The sequence below is a fragment of the Paenibacillus sp. WLX1005 genome, from assembly GCF_046603685.1.
Lineage (GTDB): Bacteria > Bacillota > Bacilli > Paenibacillales > Paenibacillaceae > Saccharibacillus.
This window is the reverse complement of sequence record NZ_CP176756.1, coordinates 5,019,357-5,037,644: the sequence shown is the minus strand read 5'-3', so window position 1 is coordinate 5,037,644 and position 18,288 is coordinate 5,019,357. Positions and strand designations below refer to the sequence as shown.

The 18,288-nt window shown below is 49.5% G+C and carries 16 protein-coding genes; 11 read left to right on the top strand and 5 right to left on the bottom strand.

Translation table 11 applies throughout. From position 1 onward, the window contains the following. Nucleotides 1-132: 132 nt before the first annotated feature. From ACE3MZ_RS21560 to ACE3MZ_RS21535, 6 genes are all read left to right on the top strand, one after another. The gene (locus ACE3MZ_RS21560; protein ID WP_411344135.1) at nt 133-1,218 is read left to right on the top strand and encodes an ABC transporter substrate-binding protein; all 1,086 of its coding nucleotides are present in this window, start codon (nt 133-135) and stop codon (nt 1,216-1,218) included. A 44-nt stretch (nt 1,219-1,262) separates the two neighbouring features. Continuing rightward, nucleotides 1,263-2,219: a nucleoside hydrolase gene (locus ACE3MZ_RS21555; protein ID WP_411344134.1), complete on the top strand. Its 957-nt coding sequence runs from the start codon at nt 1,263-1,265 to the stop codon at nt 2,217-2,219. A 519-nt stretch (nt 2,220-2,738) separates the two neighbouring features. Beyond that, nucleotides 2,739-3,563, top strand: a complete 825-nt coding sequence (locus tag ACE3MZ_RS21550; protein ID WP_411344133.1) for an ABC transporter permease — start codon at nt 2,739-2,741, stop codon at nt 3,561-3,563. A gap of 7 nt (nt 3,564-3,570) precedes the next feature. Beyond that, nucleotides 3,571-4,362 (top strand): ABC transporter permease, encoded by a 792-nt coding sequence (locus ACE3MZ_RS21545; RefSeq protein ID WP_411344132.1) that lies wholly within the window; start codon nt 3,571-3,573, stop codon nt 4,360-4,362. A gap of 81 nt (nt 4,363-4,443) precedes the next feature. Then, a complete protein-coding gene (locus ACE3MZ_RS21540) occupies nt 4,444-5,520 on the top strand; it encodes an ABC transporter ATP-binding protein (RefSeq protein WP_411344131.1) in 1,077 nt (358 codons plus the stop codon). Beyond that, complete coding sequence (locus ACE3MZ_RS21535) at nt 5,517-7,259, top strand: adenine deaminase C-terminal domain-containing protein (protein WP_411344130.1); 1,743 nt, start codon at nt 5,517-5,519, stop codon at nt 7,257-7,259. Before ACE3MZ_RS21540 ends, ACE3MZ_RS21535 begins: the two co-directional genes overlap by 4 nt. A 250-nt stretch (nt 7,260-7,509) precedes the next feature. On the opposite strand, the gene ACE3MZ_RS21530 is transcribed toward ACE3MZ_RS21535, so the two are convergent. The 3 genes from ACE3MZ_RS21530 to bacA form a co-directional block, all read right to left on the bottom strand. Further along, on the bottom strand, nt 7,510-8,847 hold the full coding sequence (locus ACE3MZ_RS21530; RefSeq protein ID WP_411344129.1) for a hemolysin family protein: 1,338 nt from the start codon (nt 8,845-8,847) through the stop codon (nt 7,510-7,512). A 136-nt stretch (nt 8,848-8,983) separates the two neighbouring features. Beyond that, nucleotides 8,984-9,322 carry a hypothetical protein gene (locus ACE3MZ_RS21525; protein ID WP_411344128.1) on the bottom strand — a complete coding sequence of 113 codons (339 nt, stop codon included), beginning with the start codon at nt 9,320-9,322 and terminating at the stop codon, nt 8,984-8,986. 289 nt (nt 9,323-9,611) lie between these two features. Beyond that, complete coding sequence (bacA, locus tag ACE3MZ_RS21520) at nt 9,612-10,448, bottom strand: undecaprenyl-diphosphate phosphatase (protein ID WP_411344127.1); 837 nt, start codon at nt 10,446-10,448, stop codon at nt 9,612-9,614. 446 nt (nt 10,449-10,894) lie between these two features. Here bacA and ACE3MZ_RS21515 point away from each other — a divergent pair, with 446 nt between their 5' ends. From ACE3MZ_RS21515 to ACE3MZ_RS21500, 4 genes are all read left to right on the top strand, one after another. Next, nucleotides 10,895-11,662, top strand: a complete 768-nt coding sequence (locus ACE3MZ_RS21515) for an AIM24 family protein (protein WP_411344126.1) — start codon at nt 10,895-10,897, stop codon at nt 11,660-11,662. A 169-nt stretch (nt 11,663-11,831) separates the two neighbouring features. After that, on the top strand, nt 11,832-12,314 hold the full coding sequence (locus ACE3MZ_RS21510; protein ID WP_411344125.1) for a Dps family protein: 483 nt from the start codon (nt 11,832-11,834) through the stop codon (nt 12,312-12,314). Between the two features lie 440 nt (nt 12,315-12,754). Beyond that, nucleotides 12,755-13,924, top strand: coding sequence for a nitric oxide synthase oxygenase (locus ACE3MZ_RS21505; RefSeq protein ID WP_411344124.1), 1,170 nt, complete (start codon nt 12,755-12,757; stop codon nt 13,922-13,924). Nucleotides 13,925-13,942: 18 nt separating this feature from the next. After that, nucleotides 13,943-15,319 (top strand): TrkH family potassium uptake protein, encoded by a 1,377-nt coding sequence (locus ACE3MZ_RS21500; RefSeq protein WP_411344123.1) that lies wholly within the window; start codon nt 13,943-13,945, stop codon nt 15,317-15,319. Nucleotides 15,320-15,471: 152 nt separating this feature from the next. Here the strand turns inward: ACE3MZ_RS21500 and ACE3MZ_RS21495 are convergent, their stop codons facing one another. Then, nucleotides 15,472-16,143: an amino acid ABC transporter permease gene (locus ACE3MZ_RS21495; RefSeq protein WP_411344122.1), complete on the bottom strand. Its 672-nt coding sequence runs from the start codon at nt 16,141-16,143 to the stop codon at nt 15,472-15,474. A 13-nt stretch (nt 16,144-16,156) separates the two neighbouring features. Next, entirely contained in the window at nt 16,157-17,011 is an 855-nt protein-coding gene (locus ACE3MZ_RS21490) for a basic amino acid ABC transporter substrate-binding protein (protein WP_411344121.1), read from the bottom strand. Nucleotides 17,012-17,318: 307 nt separating this feature from the next. Here ACE3MZ_RS21490 and ACE3MZ_RS21485 point away from each other — a divergent pair, with 307 nt between their 5' ends. Then, entirely contained in the window at nt 17,319-18,263 is a 945-nt protein-coding gene (locus tag ACE3MZ_RS21485; RefSeq protein ID WP_411344120.1) for an aminopeptidase, read from the top strand. Nucleotides 18,264-18,288 lie beyond the last annotated feature (25 nt).

Sequence of the window (18,288 nt, the reverse complement as noted above, 5' to 3'; positions counted from 1 at the left end):
GGCTGCAACGGGTACCGCTTTTCCTTTGTTTATCGAAGAAAAGTGTTCTTGTTCTCTGACAAGAATACTTTTCTTTTTTGTTTTTTATAGGAAAGCACAATACGGTGGATCATTTTAAAGGGGGATTTGACAATGTTCAAAAAGACGTGGATGAGTGGAATACTGGCGCTGTCGCTGGCTGGCGTAGGATTGGCTGGTTGCGGCACGACGATTGACGGACCAGGAGGCAGTACAAGCAATAGCTCTGACAGCAGTGATGGCAAGCCGAAGCTGGTGATCTCGACTTGGGGCTTTTCCGAAGATTTCCTGCAACAATCGGTATTTGAACCGTTTGAAAAGGAGCATAACGTTGACATCGTGCTGGAGACAGGCAATAACGCCGAGCGTTTGAACAAGATTCGTCAGGGCAGTTCTAACGTCGATCTGATCTACTTGTCCGACTATTATGCGCAGCAAGGCATCGACGAAGGACTGTTCGACACCATCGACCGTAGCAAAATCCCGAACATTGACAATATTTACGACATTGCCAAAGCACCCAATGGCGACCAGTACGGTCCTGCCTACACCGTCGCGCAGCTTGGTATCGCGTACAACCCGGATATGGTGAGTGGCGAAGTGAAATCGTGGTCTGATCTGTGGAAACCGGAATTCAAAGGCAATCTGACGATGCCAGCGATTACTGCCACTGCTGGTCCGATGATGGTCGACGCCGCTTCCCGTGCCGCAGGCAATGAACAATTTAGCGAAGACGCCGCCTTCACACAATTGACCAAGCTGAACGACAGTGTGGTCAAATACTATAGCCAGACGTCTGAATACGTGAATATGATCGGTCAGGGCGAGATTGCTGGCGGACCGATTATGGAAATGTATTTCAAAGATATTCAAGCAGCTGTACCGAACGCCAAATTCGTCTCACCGGAAGACGGTGGCTATGCCGTTATCAACACCGTGAACATCGTCAAAGGCAGTGCCAACAAAGAGCTAGCAGAACAATTTATCGACTGGCAGCTAGGCAAAGACGTGCAGGAAGCTTCCGCCAAAGCCAAAGTCGATTCTCCGGTCAATACGCAGGTCGTCCTGACTGACGAAGAAGCGCAAGGACTAACATACGGCGCTGACGTGATCGAAAGTCTGCGCAAACTTGATATGAAATTCGTCAACGACAATATGCCAACATGGACGGATCGCTGGAACCGTGAAATCGGCGGCTGATCTCCATCGCTGATTCCCATATCGAAAGGATGAACCTTCACCTTATGGATACGCAAACCAACAAACGTACCGTCATCATGGACGTAGATACAGGGATCGACGACGCACTCGGCATCATGCTAGCTGCTGGCAGCGGCGATTGTGACATCCTTGGCATTACGACTGTCAACGGCAACGTCTCGCTGGAACAGGCAACGATCAATACGTTAAAAATCACACAGCTCATTCAGCATAACAACATTCCCATCTACCGCGGTGCTAACGCGCCGCTGGTGCGGAAACCGACATTTGAACATGCCGTGCATGGCAACGACGGCATCGGCGGCGCGCTACAAGATATGGACGTACAGCGTAGTACCGAAGCGCAACCCGCGCATGAATATATGATCGAGCAGGTCATGAACCGCCCCGGCGAGATTACCCTGATCATGACCGCGCCGCTGACCAATCTGGCACGCGCCCTGCTGCATCAGCCCGATCTACCGCAATACGTCCGCGAAGTGATTATCATGGGCGGCGCTGTCAATGAGTATGGCAACATCACACCAACAGCCGAATACAACATCTACGTCGATCCCGAAGCTGCCAAACAAGTCTTCGCTGCCGGATTCCAGCACATCGTGCTCATCCCGCTCGACGTCACCCGGCGCGTCCTGCTCGACCGCAACCATCTGGCTGCCCTAGCACGCACCGCCAAACCGGAAATCGCCGCCTACGTCCGTCAGAGCACATCGGATTACATGCAACGCTACGAACAACGCAACGGCGTACAAGCCTGCGCCATGCACGACCCACTAGCCGTAGCCGCCGCCCTGAATCCCAAACTGGTAAGCACAACCGCCTACCACGTCGACGTCGAAACCAACAGCGACCTCTGCGACGGTCAAACCGTCTGCGATTTCCAAAACCGTCTAGGCAAACACCCCAACATCCAAGTCGCCCTAAACGTAGACCACATCGAATTCTTCCACTACTTCCTAAGCGCTCTAAGCAGGTTGTAGAAGAACATTCGATACAAAGTATTTCTCAAAGAGAAAGTGACGACACCGTCATCTATTAAGAAATAGATACAACTTTACGCAACGATAGAAATAATAGACGACAAAAAAATAAAGTATTACCCGAAATCAATTCATACAATGAACGAATATTCAAAAAGACACAAGAACACTTTATTTACAGACGAACAACTTCAAGCCCATAGCCTTACCAAAACCCAAGTCTATAAAAATTGCAAACCAGTAAAGTATCAAAACACAACCAACAAACCAATCAACCTGCTACACCCCCAAAGCAAAATGATTTTAATCTCTACCCTGCTACACCACCCAAAGCGGGATTCAGCACGTAGCGGAGGGAAGGGAATAGGGGGATAAGGACGACCTTGGAGCGCGGGAATCTTCATTCCTTCCTACTCCAAAAGATTCCCGCGTTCCACCGGAGGACGTTCCCCTATCCCTTCCCGCAGCGTATGTACTGCAATCCCGCCAAATCAACTAAATTCAAGGAGCGCCCCCACCATGACCAAATCAAGGCACATCTACTGGCTGCTCCTGCCCGGTCTGCTATTCTTGACCGTCTTCATGCTGGTGCCGATCATTCTGACGATCGGGTCCACCTTTGTACAGGAAGGCAGACCGACGCTGGACGGTTATCTGCACTTTTTCAAAGACGCCTATTTCAATAAAATCCTGCTGACTACACTCAAAGTCAGCCTGCTGACCACACTGATCTGTATCGTGCTCGGCTACCCGGTCGCCTTTTACATATCCCGACTGGGCAAACGTCCGAAGGCAATCCTGCTGGCGCTGTCGATTTTCCCGCTGCTGACTAGCCCGGTTGTGCGTTCGTTCAGTTGGATGATCATCCTCGGACGCAATGGACTAGTGAACCAGTTGCTGACTGGCATCGGTATCGTCGACAAGCCGCTGGAGATTCTGTACACACCGTCAGCGATGATTATCGGTATGGTGCATCTGTTCCTGCCGCTCATCATCATCACCTTGGTCGGCGTGATGGAAAATGTCGACTACGAACTGATCCGTGCCGCGGAAAGTCTGGGTGCATCTCGCTTTACCGCACTACGCAAAATTCTGTTCCCGCTCACCATTCCCGGTCTGATCATCGGCAGTGTACTCGTCTTCGTCGGCAGTCTGACTGCATACACCACCCCGGCGCTGCTAGGCGGGAAAGAGCGGGTCATTTCCACCTTTCTGTATCAAAATGCGATGACCTTGAATGACTGGTATCTAGCGTCCGTCATCGCTACGATTATGATTGTCATTACACTAATCATTGTTGCCCTGATGAACAAGGCAGCTGTGAAATTGAATCCGAAGGGGTGAGCCTAGCATGAAAGAAAGACATTACGGACTGGCGATTTTCAGCACGCTTGTATTTCTATTTCTGCTGGGACCGCTCGTTATTATCTCGGTGACTTCCTTCGGTCCAGGAACAGTACTCAAGTTTCCACCGGACGGCTTCTCACTGAAATGGTATCAGAATATATGGGAAGTGAGCATGTTCCCAAAAACCTTCGTCACCTCGATCATCATCTCACTGCTTGGCAATCTGCTAGCACTCGTGCTGGGCATTCCGGCGGCATATGCGCTCAGCCGTTATCGGTTCAAAGGACGCGATCTGCTGAATGCAATCTTCCTGTCGCCAGTATTAATTCCCGGCATCGTGCTTGGGTTTACGATGCTCAAATATGTGCTCGTTATGTATCATCTGCCGATTTACACCGGGCTGCTGGTCGGGCATACCGTTATTATGATGCCGTTCATTATTCGGGTCGTCGGCTCCAGCTTGTCGAGCTTTGACTTTGCGATTGAAGAGGCGGCGATTAGCCTTGGTGCAGGTCGGGTCGAAACCTTTTTCAAGGTCGTCCTGCCGAATATTCGCTCTGGCATTATGGCAGCGGTATTGATCGCCTTTCTGGAGTCGTTCAACAATGTGGACATTTCCGTCTTCATGACCGGTCCGGGAATCAGTACATTACCGATCCAGATGCTGACGTATGTACAAAATTACTTTGACCCAACGATTGCGGCAATCTCGGTCGTATTGATGTTGCTGACCGTGCTGCTCATGTTCGGTATTGAACGCTTGATGGGCGGACTATCGTATTTTACCAAACGCTGACGTATTCGTTCGGAATAGACAACACTATAAGCATACCGGCTGGCAACGATGCCGGATTACATCTATTGGAGGCATACGGCTATGGCATTACTCAACTTGGAACAAGTATCGGTGGCGTATGACAACCACCTGATTCTTGAAAATTTTGATCTAGAACTGGCAGAAGGCAAATTGCTCTCTCTGCTCGGTCCGAGCGGCTGCGGCAAAACAACAACGTTACGCCTGATCGCCGGATTTCTGGAAGCGAAGGATGGCAAGTTCCTATTCAACGGACGTGATTATACAAGACTACCAGTGAGCAAACGTAATTTTGGCTTTGTATTTCAAAACTATGCGTTGTTCCCACATCTTTCGGTATACGATAATGTCGCCTTTGGATTGCGGCTACGCAAGTTGAAGGAAGCAGAAGTGAAAATTAAAGTATTGCGTATGTTGGAAATCGTCAATCTGAACGGATTTGAGAAACGGTTTCCGCAAGAATTGTCCGGTGGGCAGCGTCAGCGGGTCGCGATTGCACGGGCGCTCGTTATTGAGCCGGATCTGCTGCTGTTTGATGAACCACTGAGCAATCTGGATGCGAATCTGCGGGTTACGATGCGAGTGGAGATTCGTCGTTTGCAGCAGGAGCTAGGCATGACGGCGGTATATGTCTCGCATGATCAGGAAGAATGCTTCTCCATCTCTGACAGTGTGGCGATTATGAACGCTGGGCGGATTGAGCAGCTGGGTGCACCGTCAGACATTTATCAGTATCCGAAAACGGAATATGTCGCGCGGTTTATCGGGTTTAACAATTTCCTTGATTTTGGTGATACGCGTCAAGGCGTGCAGGGATTAGAATGGACGGCGGGCGAATATGGCTTTGCCGCTTCGTTGCAGCCCGGACAATCGACAGCAGATAAGTACAAAGGCGCGATTCGTCCAGATGATCTGCAACTAGTTGCAGCAGAACAGGCAAGACAATCGCTGACTGCACCGGTCAATACGTTGCCGGGTACGATCAAAGTGAGTACGTATCTGGGGCGCAGTTACCAGTACGAAGTGGAGACACCGCTCGGTATGTTCACCGTGAATCAGGAGATGGATGCGCCGCTAGCGCCGGGTATGCAGGTCGGGGTTCATTTTCCGGCAGACAAGATTGTGATGGTGAAGCTATGAGTTCCTATGAAGTAGATCTGCTGATCACGAACGTAAAGGTATTCAACAGCTATTACAAGCAGTTTCGTCATGGCATGGTGGCGGTGAAGAATGGTCAATTCGCTTATATCGGCGATGGCGATTCCCACCGCTTCTCAGCGGCAGTTACCGTGCAGGGAGAGGGGCGACACCTGATCCCCGGTCTGATCGATATTCATCTGCATATCGAGAGCTCGATGGTGACACCAGCGACCTTTTCCCATGGTATTATTCGGCGCGGCGTAACTACGATTGTACCGGAGCCGCATGAGATGGCGAATGTATTCGGTATCGAAGGTGTGCAGGAAATGATGGCTGCCAGCCAGAATACCGTCTGCGATATGTTCTACGGGATTCCAAGCTCGGTCCCGGCGACACCGCTAGAAACGACTGGCGGCTCTATTGAAATTGCGGATATCGACGAGCTGATGACATCGGGCAATATTGCCTGTCTCGGCGAAATTATGAACTATGTCGATGTGATCCGTGATCCAGATTGCAAAACGAATCATATTTTGCGTCATGTCAAAGAGAGCTATCCGCATCTGGTTATTGAGGGACACACGCCGAAGCTGCTTGATCTGGATCTGCATCGTATTATGCTTGCTGGTGTGGATTCAGATCATACGCATCAGAGTATTGAAGGCATGACCGCGCGCATCGCCGCAGGCATGTTTATCGAATTGCAGGAGAAGTCGATGACGCCGGAAGTGATGGAGTATGTAATCCGTCATGATGTAGCGGAACATTTCTGCTTTGTCACCGATGATGTGATGACCGACCGATTAGCGTGGGAAGGGCATCTGGATCATATCGTGCGCAAAGCGATTCATATGGGTATGAGCCCGGAAGATGCGATCTATGCGGCGACCTTTACCCCGGCGCGTCGGATGAAGATGACCGACCGCGGAACGGTATCGCCGGGCAAGGTGGCAGATTTCCTATTGCTGTCGGATGTGAATGAATTTGTAATCGACGAAGTGTATAAAAAGGGGCACCTGGTGTATCGCGAAGGCGACAGCTATCTGCAAACCGTAGAGGACAAGCAGTTCCCAGCGCATTTTTACCGTAGTGTACAATTGTGTTCGCTGACAGCAGAGGATTTGGATGTGCATGTACCGATTCAGGATGGGCTGTACCGCTGCCGGGCGATGATCGTCAAGGACGGATCCACGTTTACCGAGGAACGGCTGGTAGATATTCCAGTGCGTAATCAGCGGCTATGCTGGCAGGAGAGCGGGTATGGGTTAATTGCGACCTTTGAGCGGTATGGCAAAAACGGAAATCGTGCTTATGGGCTGATCGGCGGCGATACAATCCAGCGCGGCGCGATTGCAACGACCTATTCGCACGATAATCACAATCTGCTTGTTGTGGGACATCAGGTGGACGATATGCTGGCAGCGGCTAATCATGTCGTTGGCGTGCAGGGTGGCTTCTGCGTGGCAGGAGATGGTAGTGTGCAGGCGGCACTGGATTTGCCAGTGGGCGGTATTCTGACCGAAGCGCCGCTGGAAGAGACGGCTGTACAGGTGGAGCAGCTCGTATCCGCGATGAGAGGGCTTGGATACAAACACTACAATCCCATCATGTCCGTTAGCACGCACTCCTTGCCTGTCAGCCCGGCTCTTAAAATTACCGATCACGGACTGATTGATGTAAACGCAGGCAAAGTCGTGCCACTGATCGTAGAGCGAGTCGGCGATCTGGTGAGTGTATAAGCTTTGTATCTGTATTGAATCGAATACCAATCGAATACCAATCGAATACAACAAGTAAGCCTTTATCAACAGATAAAGGCTTTTTATATTACGTGTAGTACTTCATATGATTAGAAGTCAGAGTGAAAGATAATAATCCATATAGATGATGTACATGATGTGCAAATGCGCTGTACAAAAAAACAGCCGTTAGCCCACGCAAGTGCTAACGGCTGTTGGCAGTTCAACGAGCAACTACCAGCTCATTTTGTTATTCTTCTTCCTGCTCTGCCAGTTCTGAATCAGACAGATGACGTGTAATCTCCAGCTTGCGATAGCGGCGTACACCGCGGCGCAGGACGCGAATCGTTAGATTCTCGAACTCGTACACAGCGCCGACCGGCAGATCAGGACGCTGGTTATACAGCCAGCCACCGATGGTATCCAATTCTTCATCATCCAGCTCGATATTCAAAATATCGTTGACCCGGTTGATAAATACTTTGCCGTCAACGATCAGGCGATTCTCATCCATACGCTGGATTTCGTCTTCTTCGTCCGCATCGAATTCGTCACGGATTTCGCCGACGATCTCTTCCAGAATATCCTCAATCGTAATCAGACCAGATGTACCACCATATTCATCCACCAGAATGGCGATATGCGTACCTTCGCGCTGCATCCGTTTCAACAGATCCTTAACCGGAATCGTCTCGGATACGGACATCACTGGGTGAATGAGCGAAGCTACATGCAGATCGGCTTGCTCCTCGGCAGCAAGGAAGAACTGCTTCGTATTGACCATACCGACGATATTATCCTTACTACCTTCGGCAATTGGGAAACGCGTATACTGTTCACGGCGGATGATCGCACGGTTTTCTTCCGGCGTCTTGTCGGCAAACAGACAGACCATATCGGTACGCGGCACCATCAGCTCTTTGGCAATCATCTCGTCAAAAGCAAAGATTCGGCTCACATAGCCAAATTCGCTCTGGTTGATCTTACCGCTCTCGTAACTTTCGTTGAGAATAATATGCAGTTCTTCTTCACTGTGCGCTTCTTCCGACTCGCTGGCAGGACGCAGACCGATCAGCTTGAGCAGCAGATTGGCAGAACCATTCAGCACCCAGATAAACGGATACATCGCCCGGTTGAACCAGATGATGGGGCGCGCAGTGTATAGAGTCACCATTTCCGCTTTGCGCAGTGCAATCGTCTTCGGCGTCAATTCACCGACAACGACGTGGAAATACGTAACTAGAATCAAAGCAATAGCGTATGACAAAATGTGCGACAACGCGGTAGGTACGCTCAAACTATGGAAAACCGGCTCCAGAATCGCTTCCACCGTCGGTTCCCCGAGCATACCAAGACCGAGTGCTGTAATCGTAATCCCCAGCTGACACGTCGACAGATACCCATCCAGATTGGAAATGACCTGTTTCGCATACCGAGCATTTTTGTTACCTTCAGCAATCAGCTGATCGATCCGGCTACCCCGCACCTTTACAATTGCAAATTCCACCACCACGAAAAAGGCGGTCATCACGATCAAAATAATAAATAAAGTAAAATTGAGTCCTATATTAATACCACTGTCAGTCAACAAAACTCTCTCCCTTCGCGCGAGCCGGAGCACTGCCCAGTTGCTACATATGTAGCAATGGATAGCGCCAGCGGCATCGTCACCGTTTCAATAATATGGATACATATTAACTATGCGTACTTGCAGTACAATCAGGCTACACAATCATCACAGCCTGATCCATATAATTGGACCGGTACTTGAGCGCTGCCAGCAGTAGGCGCTTGAGCAGGAGAGGTATGCAGGATAGCAGATGAGTGCGGCCGATGACCGGCAACAACGTCCATCCGGCAAACAGCACGCTTAACGAGATGCCACCCGTCAGATCGGGGACATCATTGCCATCGTTACTGTTAGGTGCATGGCGCGGTGCGCTCCATGACATATTGCCCGGATTGATTCCGTTGGTGACGGCAAAGTCATAATCTGTTTCGTCTGCCGACTGAAAAGGCAAGCAGAACAAAAGCAGGATAAGACTAAAGACAAGGGCACTCATCTGCCGCCTTCGTGAAGGTAAATGATCCAATTCGCATCTCCCATTTGTTATAACGGTTTTTCCGTCCGGATATGACTGCCGGCGGTGTGCTTGCACAGGTATCGATACGATAACCCGTGCCAGCCTACCGCCGGCAGTCCTGTTCAGTATATCTTCGTCCTGAATCGCAGCATATGCCACGACGCACAGATGATATCTGTCACATTATACGTATTTTACCGCACCCGGTTTCAAAATCCAATGAAACTTTTCACCGGAGTGGCATAGATAATCCTATAACAACGAATCATCACTGAGTCAGCAAAATAAAGAAAACGATCGCCAGCACAAAACGATAGACCGCGAACACAGTCAACGATAGACGTTTCAGCAGGCTCAAGAATGTTTTGATCGCGATCATCGCTACGATAAAGGCAGCGATAAAACCAGCGGCAAAGAAGCCGAAGTCATCCATGCTCAGATATTGCGCGCTTTTCACCAGATCCAGTCCAGTTGCACCAAACATAACCGGTACGGATACGAGGAAAGTAAATTCCGCCGCTGCCGTATGCGATACACCGAGCAGAATACCGCCGGAGATCGTCGAACCGGAACGAGAGAAGCCCGGCCATAGAGCGAGACATTGGAACAGACCGATACCGAATGCCTGCTTGTACGTAATATCGTCAACCGTCATCTCGCCTGCGCTACGCCCTTTACGCCATTCGGCATAGATCATCAGCAGACCGCCGACAACGAGACTGTAGACGACCGTTTCCGGGCCGAACAGATACTTTTTGATCACATCATGCAGCAATAGCCCCACTACCACAGCCGGCAGCATAGCCAGTGCAATATGTAAAATATTCAGGCGGCGTGGACCGTTGATGCTGTTGCCCTGCTTGACACGTCCACGGAACACATCGGGAATCGTCATCAGAATATCGATAAACTTGCGCCAGTAGAGGACAACGACAGCGAGCACCGCACCGAGCTGTACAACGATCTCAAACGTTTTGACCTGCTCGGAGTTTTCATTAAGCCCTAACAGATATGCAGTCAGAATCATATGACCTGTACTCGATACCGGTAGGAACTCGGTAAGCCCCTCAATAATCCCCATAATAATGGCTGAAATAATATCCACGAATGGACCTCCTTTAACATTGTATTCGCCTTGCGGCAAATTGGGTGGTATCCCGGTTGCAATGGCTGGTTGTGCAATATTCCGGGGAGTTGGTTTGTGTGCAGCAAACCACGCTTCTATCATAGTATGAGAAAACGGGGATGCTCGTCAATTTGCCGTCCGCAGGTTGACAATGCAGGTCTGTGGGTCTAGCGGAGAGCGGCTGAATAGAAAGGACTAGACGAAACACTCTTTCCTCGGAAAGCAATCGCTTACAATGGAAACAAATGTTACTTCACAGTTGAAAAACGGTCGAAAAGTGTCGATTATATTTTTTGTTCATCTTTTGCTAACTTGCTCCCGATAAACATCGTAGGCGCTGCAAAATGCAGCCTTTCCTTAATGGATCGCTTTTCGTTAAGATAGAGGGGTAACCATGCTTTACCATTATAAGGGAGGCGTTAACGATGGCTTTTACAATTAACAACTTGACCGATAATAGCAATACCGTCATTAGGGAGCAGCTTGGCGGCTTTACCGTACTGGAATACATAAAGGATCTCAGCTGCACCTCTGTAGCGGAAGCGACAGCGCAATATTATATGTCGCACAGCAATATGCGCCGCAAACAGCTGATGATTGAGCTGAACAATAGCGAAATTATGATGAAAGCGGGCGCGATGCAGTATACGGTTGGTCGGATGGAGATGACGACTGGCATTCAGGGAGTGGGCGGTCTGGTCAGCGGTATTTTCAAATCGGCAGCCAGCGGTACGGGCGTAGTGAAGCCGCAGTATCGTGGTACGGGTAAAATTCTGCTAGAGCCAACCTACAACTACATCTGGCTGATCGACGTCGATCATGATGAAGTGGTGATCGAGGACGGTCTATTCCTCGCCTGTGATACGTCGCTCAACATCGGCGTCACCGCACGCAGCAATTTCTCCTCCGCAGCATTGGGCGGCGAGGGTCTGTTCAATATGACTGCCAAGGGCAAAGGCATTATGGCACTGGAAGCTCCGGTTCCGGCTGAGGAAACGGTTGTCGTTCAGCTGGAAAATGACGAGCTGAAAGTAGACGGCAATTTTGCGATGATGTGGTCGAATTCGCTGCAATTCACCGTCGAGAAGTCTGGTAAAACGAAATTCGGCTCTGCCGCATCCGGCGAAGGTCTGGTCAACGTCTATCGTGGCACTGGCACCGTCTGGCTGTCGCCGCTCTCCCCCTATTCTTGATCGGAAACTGTTAGGTGAGGAACCTAGCCATTACGGTGAATGCAAGCGTTCATGAAAATTCCTCTGAAAAATTTTGAAAAAAGACTAGCCAAATTTGATTCCATCTGTTAGTATTAAATCAGGAATTAGAATAAGTCTAAATTTAAAATAAAGAAAAGAGGAATTTACTATGACAACTACTAATAACCAAACCCATACATCTGAGACTACACAACTGGAATCCCTGTACAACGCACTGAACGTGCAAATCGCTAACTGGTCGCTGCTGTATGGCAAACTGCACAACTTCCACTGGTATGTAAAAGGCGAGAATTTCTACACTCTGCATGCCAAATTCGAAGAGCTGTACGATCAAGCAACAGCTTACATGGACGATGTAGCTGAGCGTCTGCTGGCAATCGGTGGTCGTCCAGTCGCTACACTCAAAGAACAACTGGAACTGTCCACTCTGCTGGAAGCAACCGGTACAGAATCCGCAAACCAAATGGTTGGCTCGCTGGTCGAAGACTTTGCTACCCTGTCTGGTGAGATGACGGAAACAATCGTTCTGGCGGAGCAACTGAGCGATCAACCAACAGCTGACCTGCTGATCGGTATTCGCCGTGATGTAGAAAAAGCAGCTTGGATGCTGAATGCATATCTGGGTCGCTAATCCGAGGCTGGATCTTTGAACCGGATCAACTCTTCTTTTTGAACAAGGAACTCATCAAAGCTTCATAACATGCAGTACATTTTCTGTTATAAAGGCTCTCCAAACTGCCGATAGTAGGCTTTGGGGAGCTTTTTGTATGCTATTTTTGTGACAAATTTCGCATATTACTGTCAGATCACCTATGCGAGCGTATAATGAAGCATAATGTAACAATTACGTATAAACGTTTCGGAGTTCGTCTGAAGAAGGCAACGATTTGCTCTGAGATTCTATGCGATTTTATAGCAGGATAGTTAACAAGCAAATGAAATGTGTCCAACATTCCACAATCGGCGCAGGAAGTGATCTGCGGTTTGCACGTTTGCGTTAGCTTAGATGAGTAGCAAATGTATGTTAGAGGCATATAGAACATGTAACCATTCCAAAATGAGGTGGATGTGATGGCGGTGACCTATCCGCTGCTGCAAGAGGCAGAATTATTCATTCGTCAGTGTTACGAGGAGCTGGGCATTAGCGCAGCCCAAACAGAGCAACGACTGGCGGAGATTGATACAGACATACAAACGACTGGTATGTATACCCATACGATCGAAGAATTACATCATGGTGCCAAAATGGCATGGCGCAACAGCAATCGCTGTGTCGGCAGACTATTCTGGGATCATCTTGACGTGCGCGATGCACGGCATGTCCGCGGCACCGATCAGATCGCCCAGGAACTGCTAGAGCATATTCGCTACGCTACCAACGACGGCAAAATCCGTCCGACGATCACTATCTTCCGTCCGCGCGATACCGAGGGACAGGAGACGCGCATCTGGAATCACCAGTTGATTCGCTATGCGGGCTACCGCAATGAAGATGGCAGTATGACTGGCGATCCAGCTTCGCTGTCGTTTACCGACTTCTGTCGTCATCTCGGCTGGCAGGGTAAAGGGACGGATTTTGACGTACTTCCGTTAGTAATTAGCGAGCATGGTGGCAAGCCACAACTATACGAGATTCCGGCGCAAGATGTGCTGGAAGTGCAGATGGAGCACGCCGATTTTCCGGCATTTACAGAGCTGGAATTGAAATGGTATGCTGTACCCATTGTGTCGGAAATGCGGCTCAATATCGGCGGGATTCATTATACTGCTGCACCGTTTAATGGCTGGTATATGGGGACAGAGATTGGAGCGCGCAATTTTGCCGACGAAGATCGTTATAACCTGCTGCCGGATATGGCACGCATCATGGGGCTGGATACGTCCAGCAAGTCCACTCTGTGGCAGGATCGCGCACTGGTCGAGCTGAATGCGGCTGTGTTATACTCCTACAAAAAAGCGGGTGTCAGCATCGTTGACCACCATACCGCTGCCACACAGTTCCGCAAATTCGAGGAGCGCGAGGAAGCGGCAGGACGCGAGGTGACTGGGAACTGGACATGGCTCATTCCGCCAATGTCTCCGGCGACGACCCATATGTTCCATCGTCCGTATAACAATCGGATTGTCACACCGAATTTCTTTTATCAAGAACGGATGTACGAGCGTCAAGCTTCGGACTCCGATCATCATACGAACCATCAAAGGAAGCAAACGGGCGGAGGTGGATGTCCGTTTCATTGAGAGGATGAAATGTAAAACATGCTAGGCATTGGTAAAAACGCCGCCGTGCGCCGGATGAACCGGCAAATGCAGAGCTTTGTCCATCCGACAAGGCTCATTCCAATGGGCTTTGCCATTCTGATCGCGATCGGCACGGTGCTACTCATGCTGCCGATCTCAGGCGCGAACGGACAATCCGTTGGCTGGTTGAACGCACTGTTCATGTCCACCTCGGCGGTGTGTGTGACGGGGCTGGCAGTGATTGATACAGGCACTGCATTTTCCCTGTTTGGACAGGTGGTCATTATGATCCTGATTCAGATCGGCGGACTTGGCTTTATGACGTTTGGTATTCTGTTTGCCGTATTGCTCGGTAAGCAGATTGGCTTGAAGCAGCGTTTGCTCATTCAGCAGGCGACGAACGCGGTATCCACGCAAGGTCTGGTGAAATTATCGCTGAATATTTTCCTGATTGCATTTGTACTGGAATCGGTAGCGATGTTAACGCTAGCGCTGCACTGGACACCGGAACTGGGCTGGAAACGGGCATGGTATTACGGGGCCTTTTATGCGATTTCTTCGTTTAATAACGCTGGATTCGCATTGCGTGCTGACAGTCTGTCAGAGCATGTTGGTGATCCGGTGGTCAATACCGTCGTGATTACGTTATTCGTCATCGGTGGATTGGGTTTTATCGTTGTAACCGATATTTTGCGTAAACGGCGCTGGCATAAATTCTCGCTGAATACGAAGCTGGTGCTAGTATCGTCGTTGATCGCAACGGTATTCGGCTTTGCTTTTGTACTGATTGCGGAATGGAGCAATCCGGCGACACTAGGTTCACTCAGTCTGGGTGATAAAATCTGGGCAGCTCTTTTTCAAGGGGTGATGCCACGTTCGTCCGGTTATAACACGGTTAACATCGGCGGATTGATGGCAGCAACGCAGTTTGTCTTTATTATGCTGATGTTTATCGGGGCGGCGAGCGGTTCGACCGGTGGCGGGATCAAGATCAATACGTTTGCGATTCTGCTGCTGTGTCTGTACAGCGTTGTGCGTGGACGTTCGGAGATTCATGCGTTTAAGCGCAAGATTAGCTTTGATACGGCATTTCGGGCGCTGGCGATCATTATGATCTCGCTTGGCATCGTCGTTGTGCTGACGATCATGCTGACGATTACAGAAAGTGGATCAAGCGCGACGTTTTTGGCGATCTTTTATGAAGCGGTGTCGGCGTTTGGTACGGTTGGTTCCTCGATGGGACTGACTCCGCATTTGTCACCGGAAGGCAAGCTCGTCATCGTCATTACGATGTTTATTGGACGTCTCGGTCCACTGGCGCTGGCATTTGCACTGGCGCGTAATAACAAGCCGACTAAGTACAGCTATCCAGAGGAAAAGGTACTGATCGGTTGACGTTCATATACAGGTTGTCCTTGTTCTGGACATTGCTGTTGTGTCATACGAAAGCCCCTGTCATTGCGTTGCATGTTGGATCATGCGACTCAATGACAGGGGCTTTTGCGTATACATATGCTGTTATGTGGTAATGTGCTGAAGTGAGATTTTTAGTGCGATTCGCCAGATTGGTTCATCCGTCGCTCCCACCAGTTTAGCAGCTTGCTCAGCGTATACGTCAAAATCAGGTAAATGATCGCCGCGGTCAGATACGGTTCCCAAATACGCAAATATTGTCCGCGCATCAGGTTGGCGTAATACATTAATTCTTTGGCAGCGATAATCGTTAATAGCGATGAATCCTTGATCAAGACGATGAATTCATTACCAAACGCCGGAATCATGCGTTTGATCGCCTGCGGTAAAATAATATAGCGCATCGTTTGCCGCCGCGTCATGCCGAGCGATAGTGCCGCTTCGGTCTGTCCACGTTCCACCGACTGAATACCAGCGCGGAAAATCTCGGCGCTGTAGCCTGCCGAATTGAGCGTGAGCGACAGGATGGCGGCGAACAACACATCGGTACGGTCGATCAGTAGCGGCACCACGCCAAAGTGCACGAGCAAGATCTGCACCAGTAACGGGGTTCCACGGAAGAAGTTAATATAACATGCCGCTGGTAAACGAATATACGCATGTCGGGACATGCGTCCAAAGCCAACGATCAGTCCGAGTATCGAGCCAAGACAGATGGAGACGATGGAGACACCAATCGTCAGCAGCGTGCCTTTGAGCAGCAACGGGATGTAATACAGAATGATGTCAATACGAAAATCGCTCATGGCGCTGCTCCTTTTATCCTTTAGCCATTGCCGCTTTCAGATTCGTCAGATCCGGTTCTTCGCCAAACCATTTTTTGTAGATTTCGGCGTAGGTGCCGTTATCGATAATCGTCTGGATCGCCGGATCGAGTTTGGCTTTCAGCTCGCTATCTTTTGGATATAGAATACCGTAGTATTCGGAATCAAAATTGTCCGGGTCGGTGATGCTGACCAGCTTTTTATCTGGATTGTTTTTGATATATTCGCGCACGATGGCGATGTCCGCAACTACAGCATCAGCTCCGCCATTGTCCAGCTCCAGCAGTGCCAGTGCATTACTCTCGAATCGGCTCAGGTTAGCGCTATCTTTGCCCATAATGCCAGACATGAGGATATCCGCAGTCGTACCGTTTTGCACAGCGACTTTTTTGTCCTTCAAATCCAGTGCGGACTTGATATCACTGCCCTCTTTGACCATGATCACGTTCGTGGATTCAAAATACGGCAGCGAGAAGGAATAGCTCTCCTTACGCTCATCGGTAATGGAGACGGAGGATACACCTGCTTGATACTCTGTGCCCTGACGCACACTTTCCAGCATCGTATCCCAACCGGTGTTGGTTACTTCATACGTCAAGCCTGCCTGCTTCATCACAGCGTCGATAAAGTCGATATCAAAGCCTTTGACCTGATCGAGATCCATAAATTCCATCGGTGCGTATGAAGCATCAGTAGCGATTTTGATCGGCGTACTGCTGTCGGTTGCCGTTGGCTCGCTCTCAGTACTGCTAGATGCTGCGGGAGCCGGATCTTTCGCGGGAGCGGTTCCACAACCAGCTAATAATACAAAGATCAATGTAAGTAAAAGTAACGCACTATGCTTTTTCACTATGTAACCTCCATATACTGGATTTGATAGTCGTAATTTTATCAACAAAAGAAAAATATAACAATGCATATTTATACTTTATGTTAGATATTTTTACTCATTAAAGTAAACTTTATATCATATAAACGTTTCGATAGAATGGGAATAGCAATCATATTCCTACTATATTCGGCAAAACAGCTATCAATTAAGGTTGATGTTTGGAATATACTTATGGAACAATATACAGTAACCCGTATAGCATCGGCGTACATGCGTCATAATGCATCATCTCGGTGTGGGAACTGAACGTAAAGGGTGGAGTAGAATGAACGAACAACGTATCGAAATTAGCAAAAATGTACTCACAGCTTGTCTCGGTTTGAAAGCCGGAGAATCGCTTGCTGTTGTTACCGATGATAGCCGCAAAGAACTGGCTGAATCACTATATGAAGCAGGAAAACGCCTTGGTGCGGAAAGTATGCTGCTGCTGATGCAAGAACGCAGCAAATCCGGCGAAGAGCCACCAGCAGCGATCGCAACTGCAATGATGAACGCATCCGTTGTCGTCTGCGTAACCCGCTATTCGCTGACTCATACGGCTGCCCGCAAGCAAGCAGCAGCTGCCGGTGCACGTCTGGCAACGATGCCGGGCATTACAGAGGACATGTTTACGCACGGTGCGATTACAGCCGAATACGACAAAGTCAAAGAGTTGACTGAAAACGTAACCGCGCTGCTGACTGACGCATCCACCGTTCGGATTGAAAAGGACGGTCGCAGTTTAAGCTTTTCCATTGAAAGCCGTGAAGGTGTGCCAAGTACAGGGCTATATTTGAATCCGGGCGAATCAGGCAATCTGCCTTCTGGTGAAGCATATATTGCTCCGTTAGAAGGCACCGCTACAGGTGAGCTGATTGCGGACGGCTCGGTCGCTGGATTGGGCGCGTTACGTAGCCCGCTATTGCTGACTGTACAGGAGGGTCGCCTTATTGCTGCGAAAGGGGATAAAGGTGACGAGCTGCTGCATATGCTGGGCGATGATCAGGGGCGTATGCTGGGCGAATTTGGCATCGGCACTAACGATAAGGCGCGCATTACCGGTGTCGTGCTGGAAGATGAGAAGGTGTACGGTACGATTCATGTCGCCTTTGGCAGCAATAATACGTTTGGCGGTACAGTCGCAGCTGGCGTACATATCGACATTGTGGTCAAGCAGCCGGATGTGTATCTGGATGATCGTCTGATTATGCGTGCGGGCGAACTGGTTTAGGAAATGGAACGAAGCAAACTTCTAT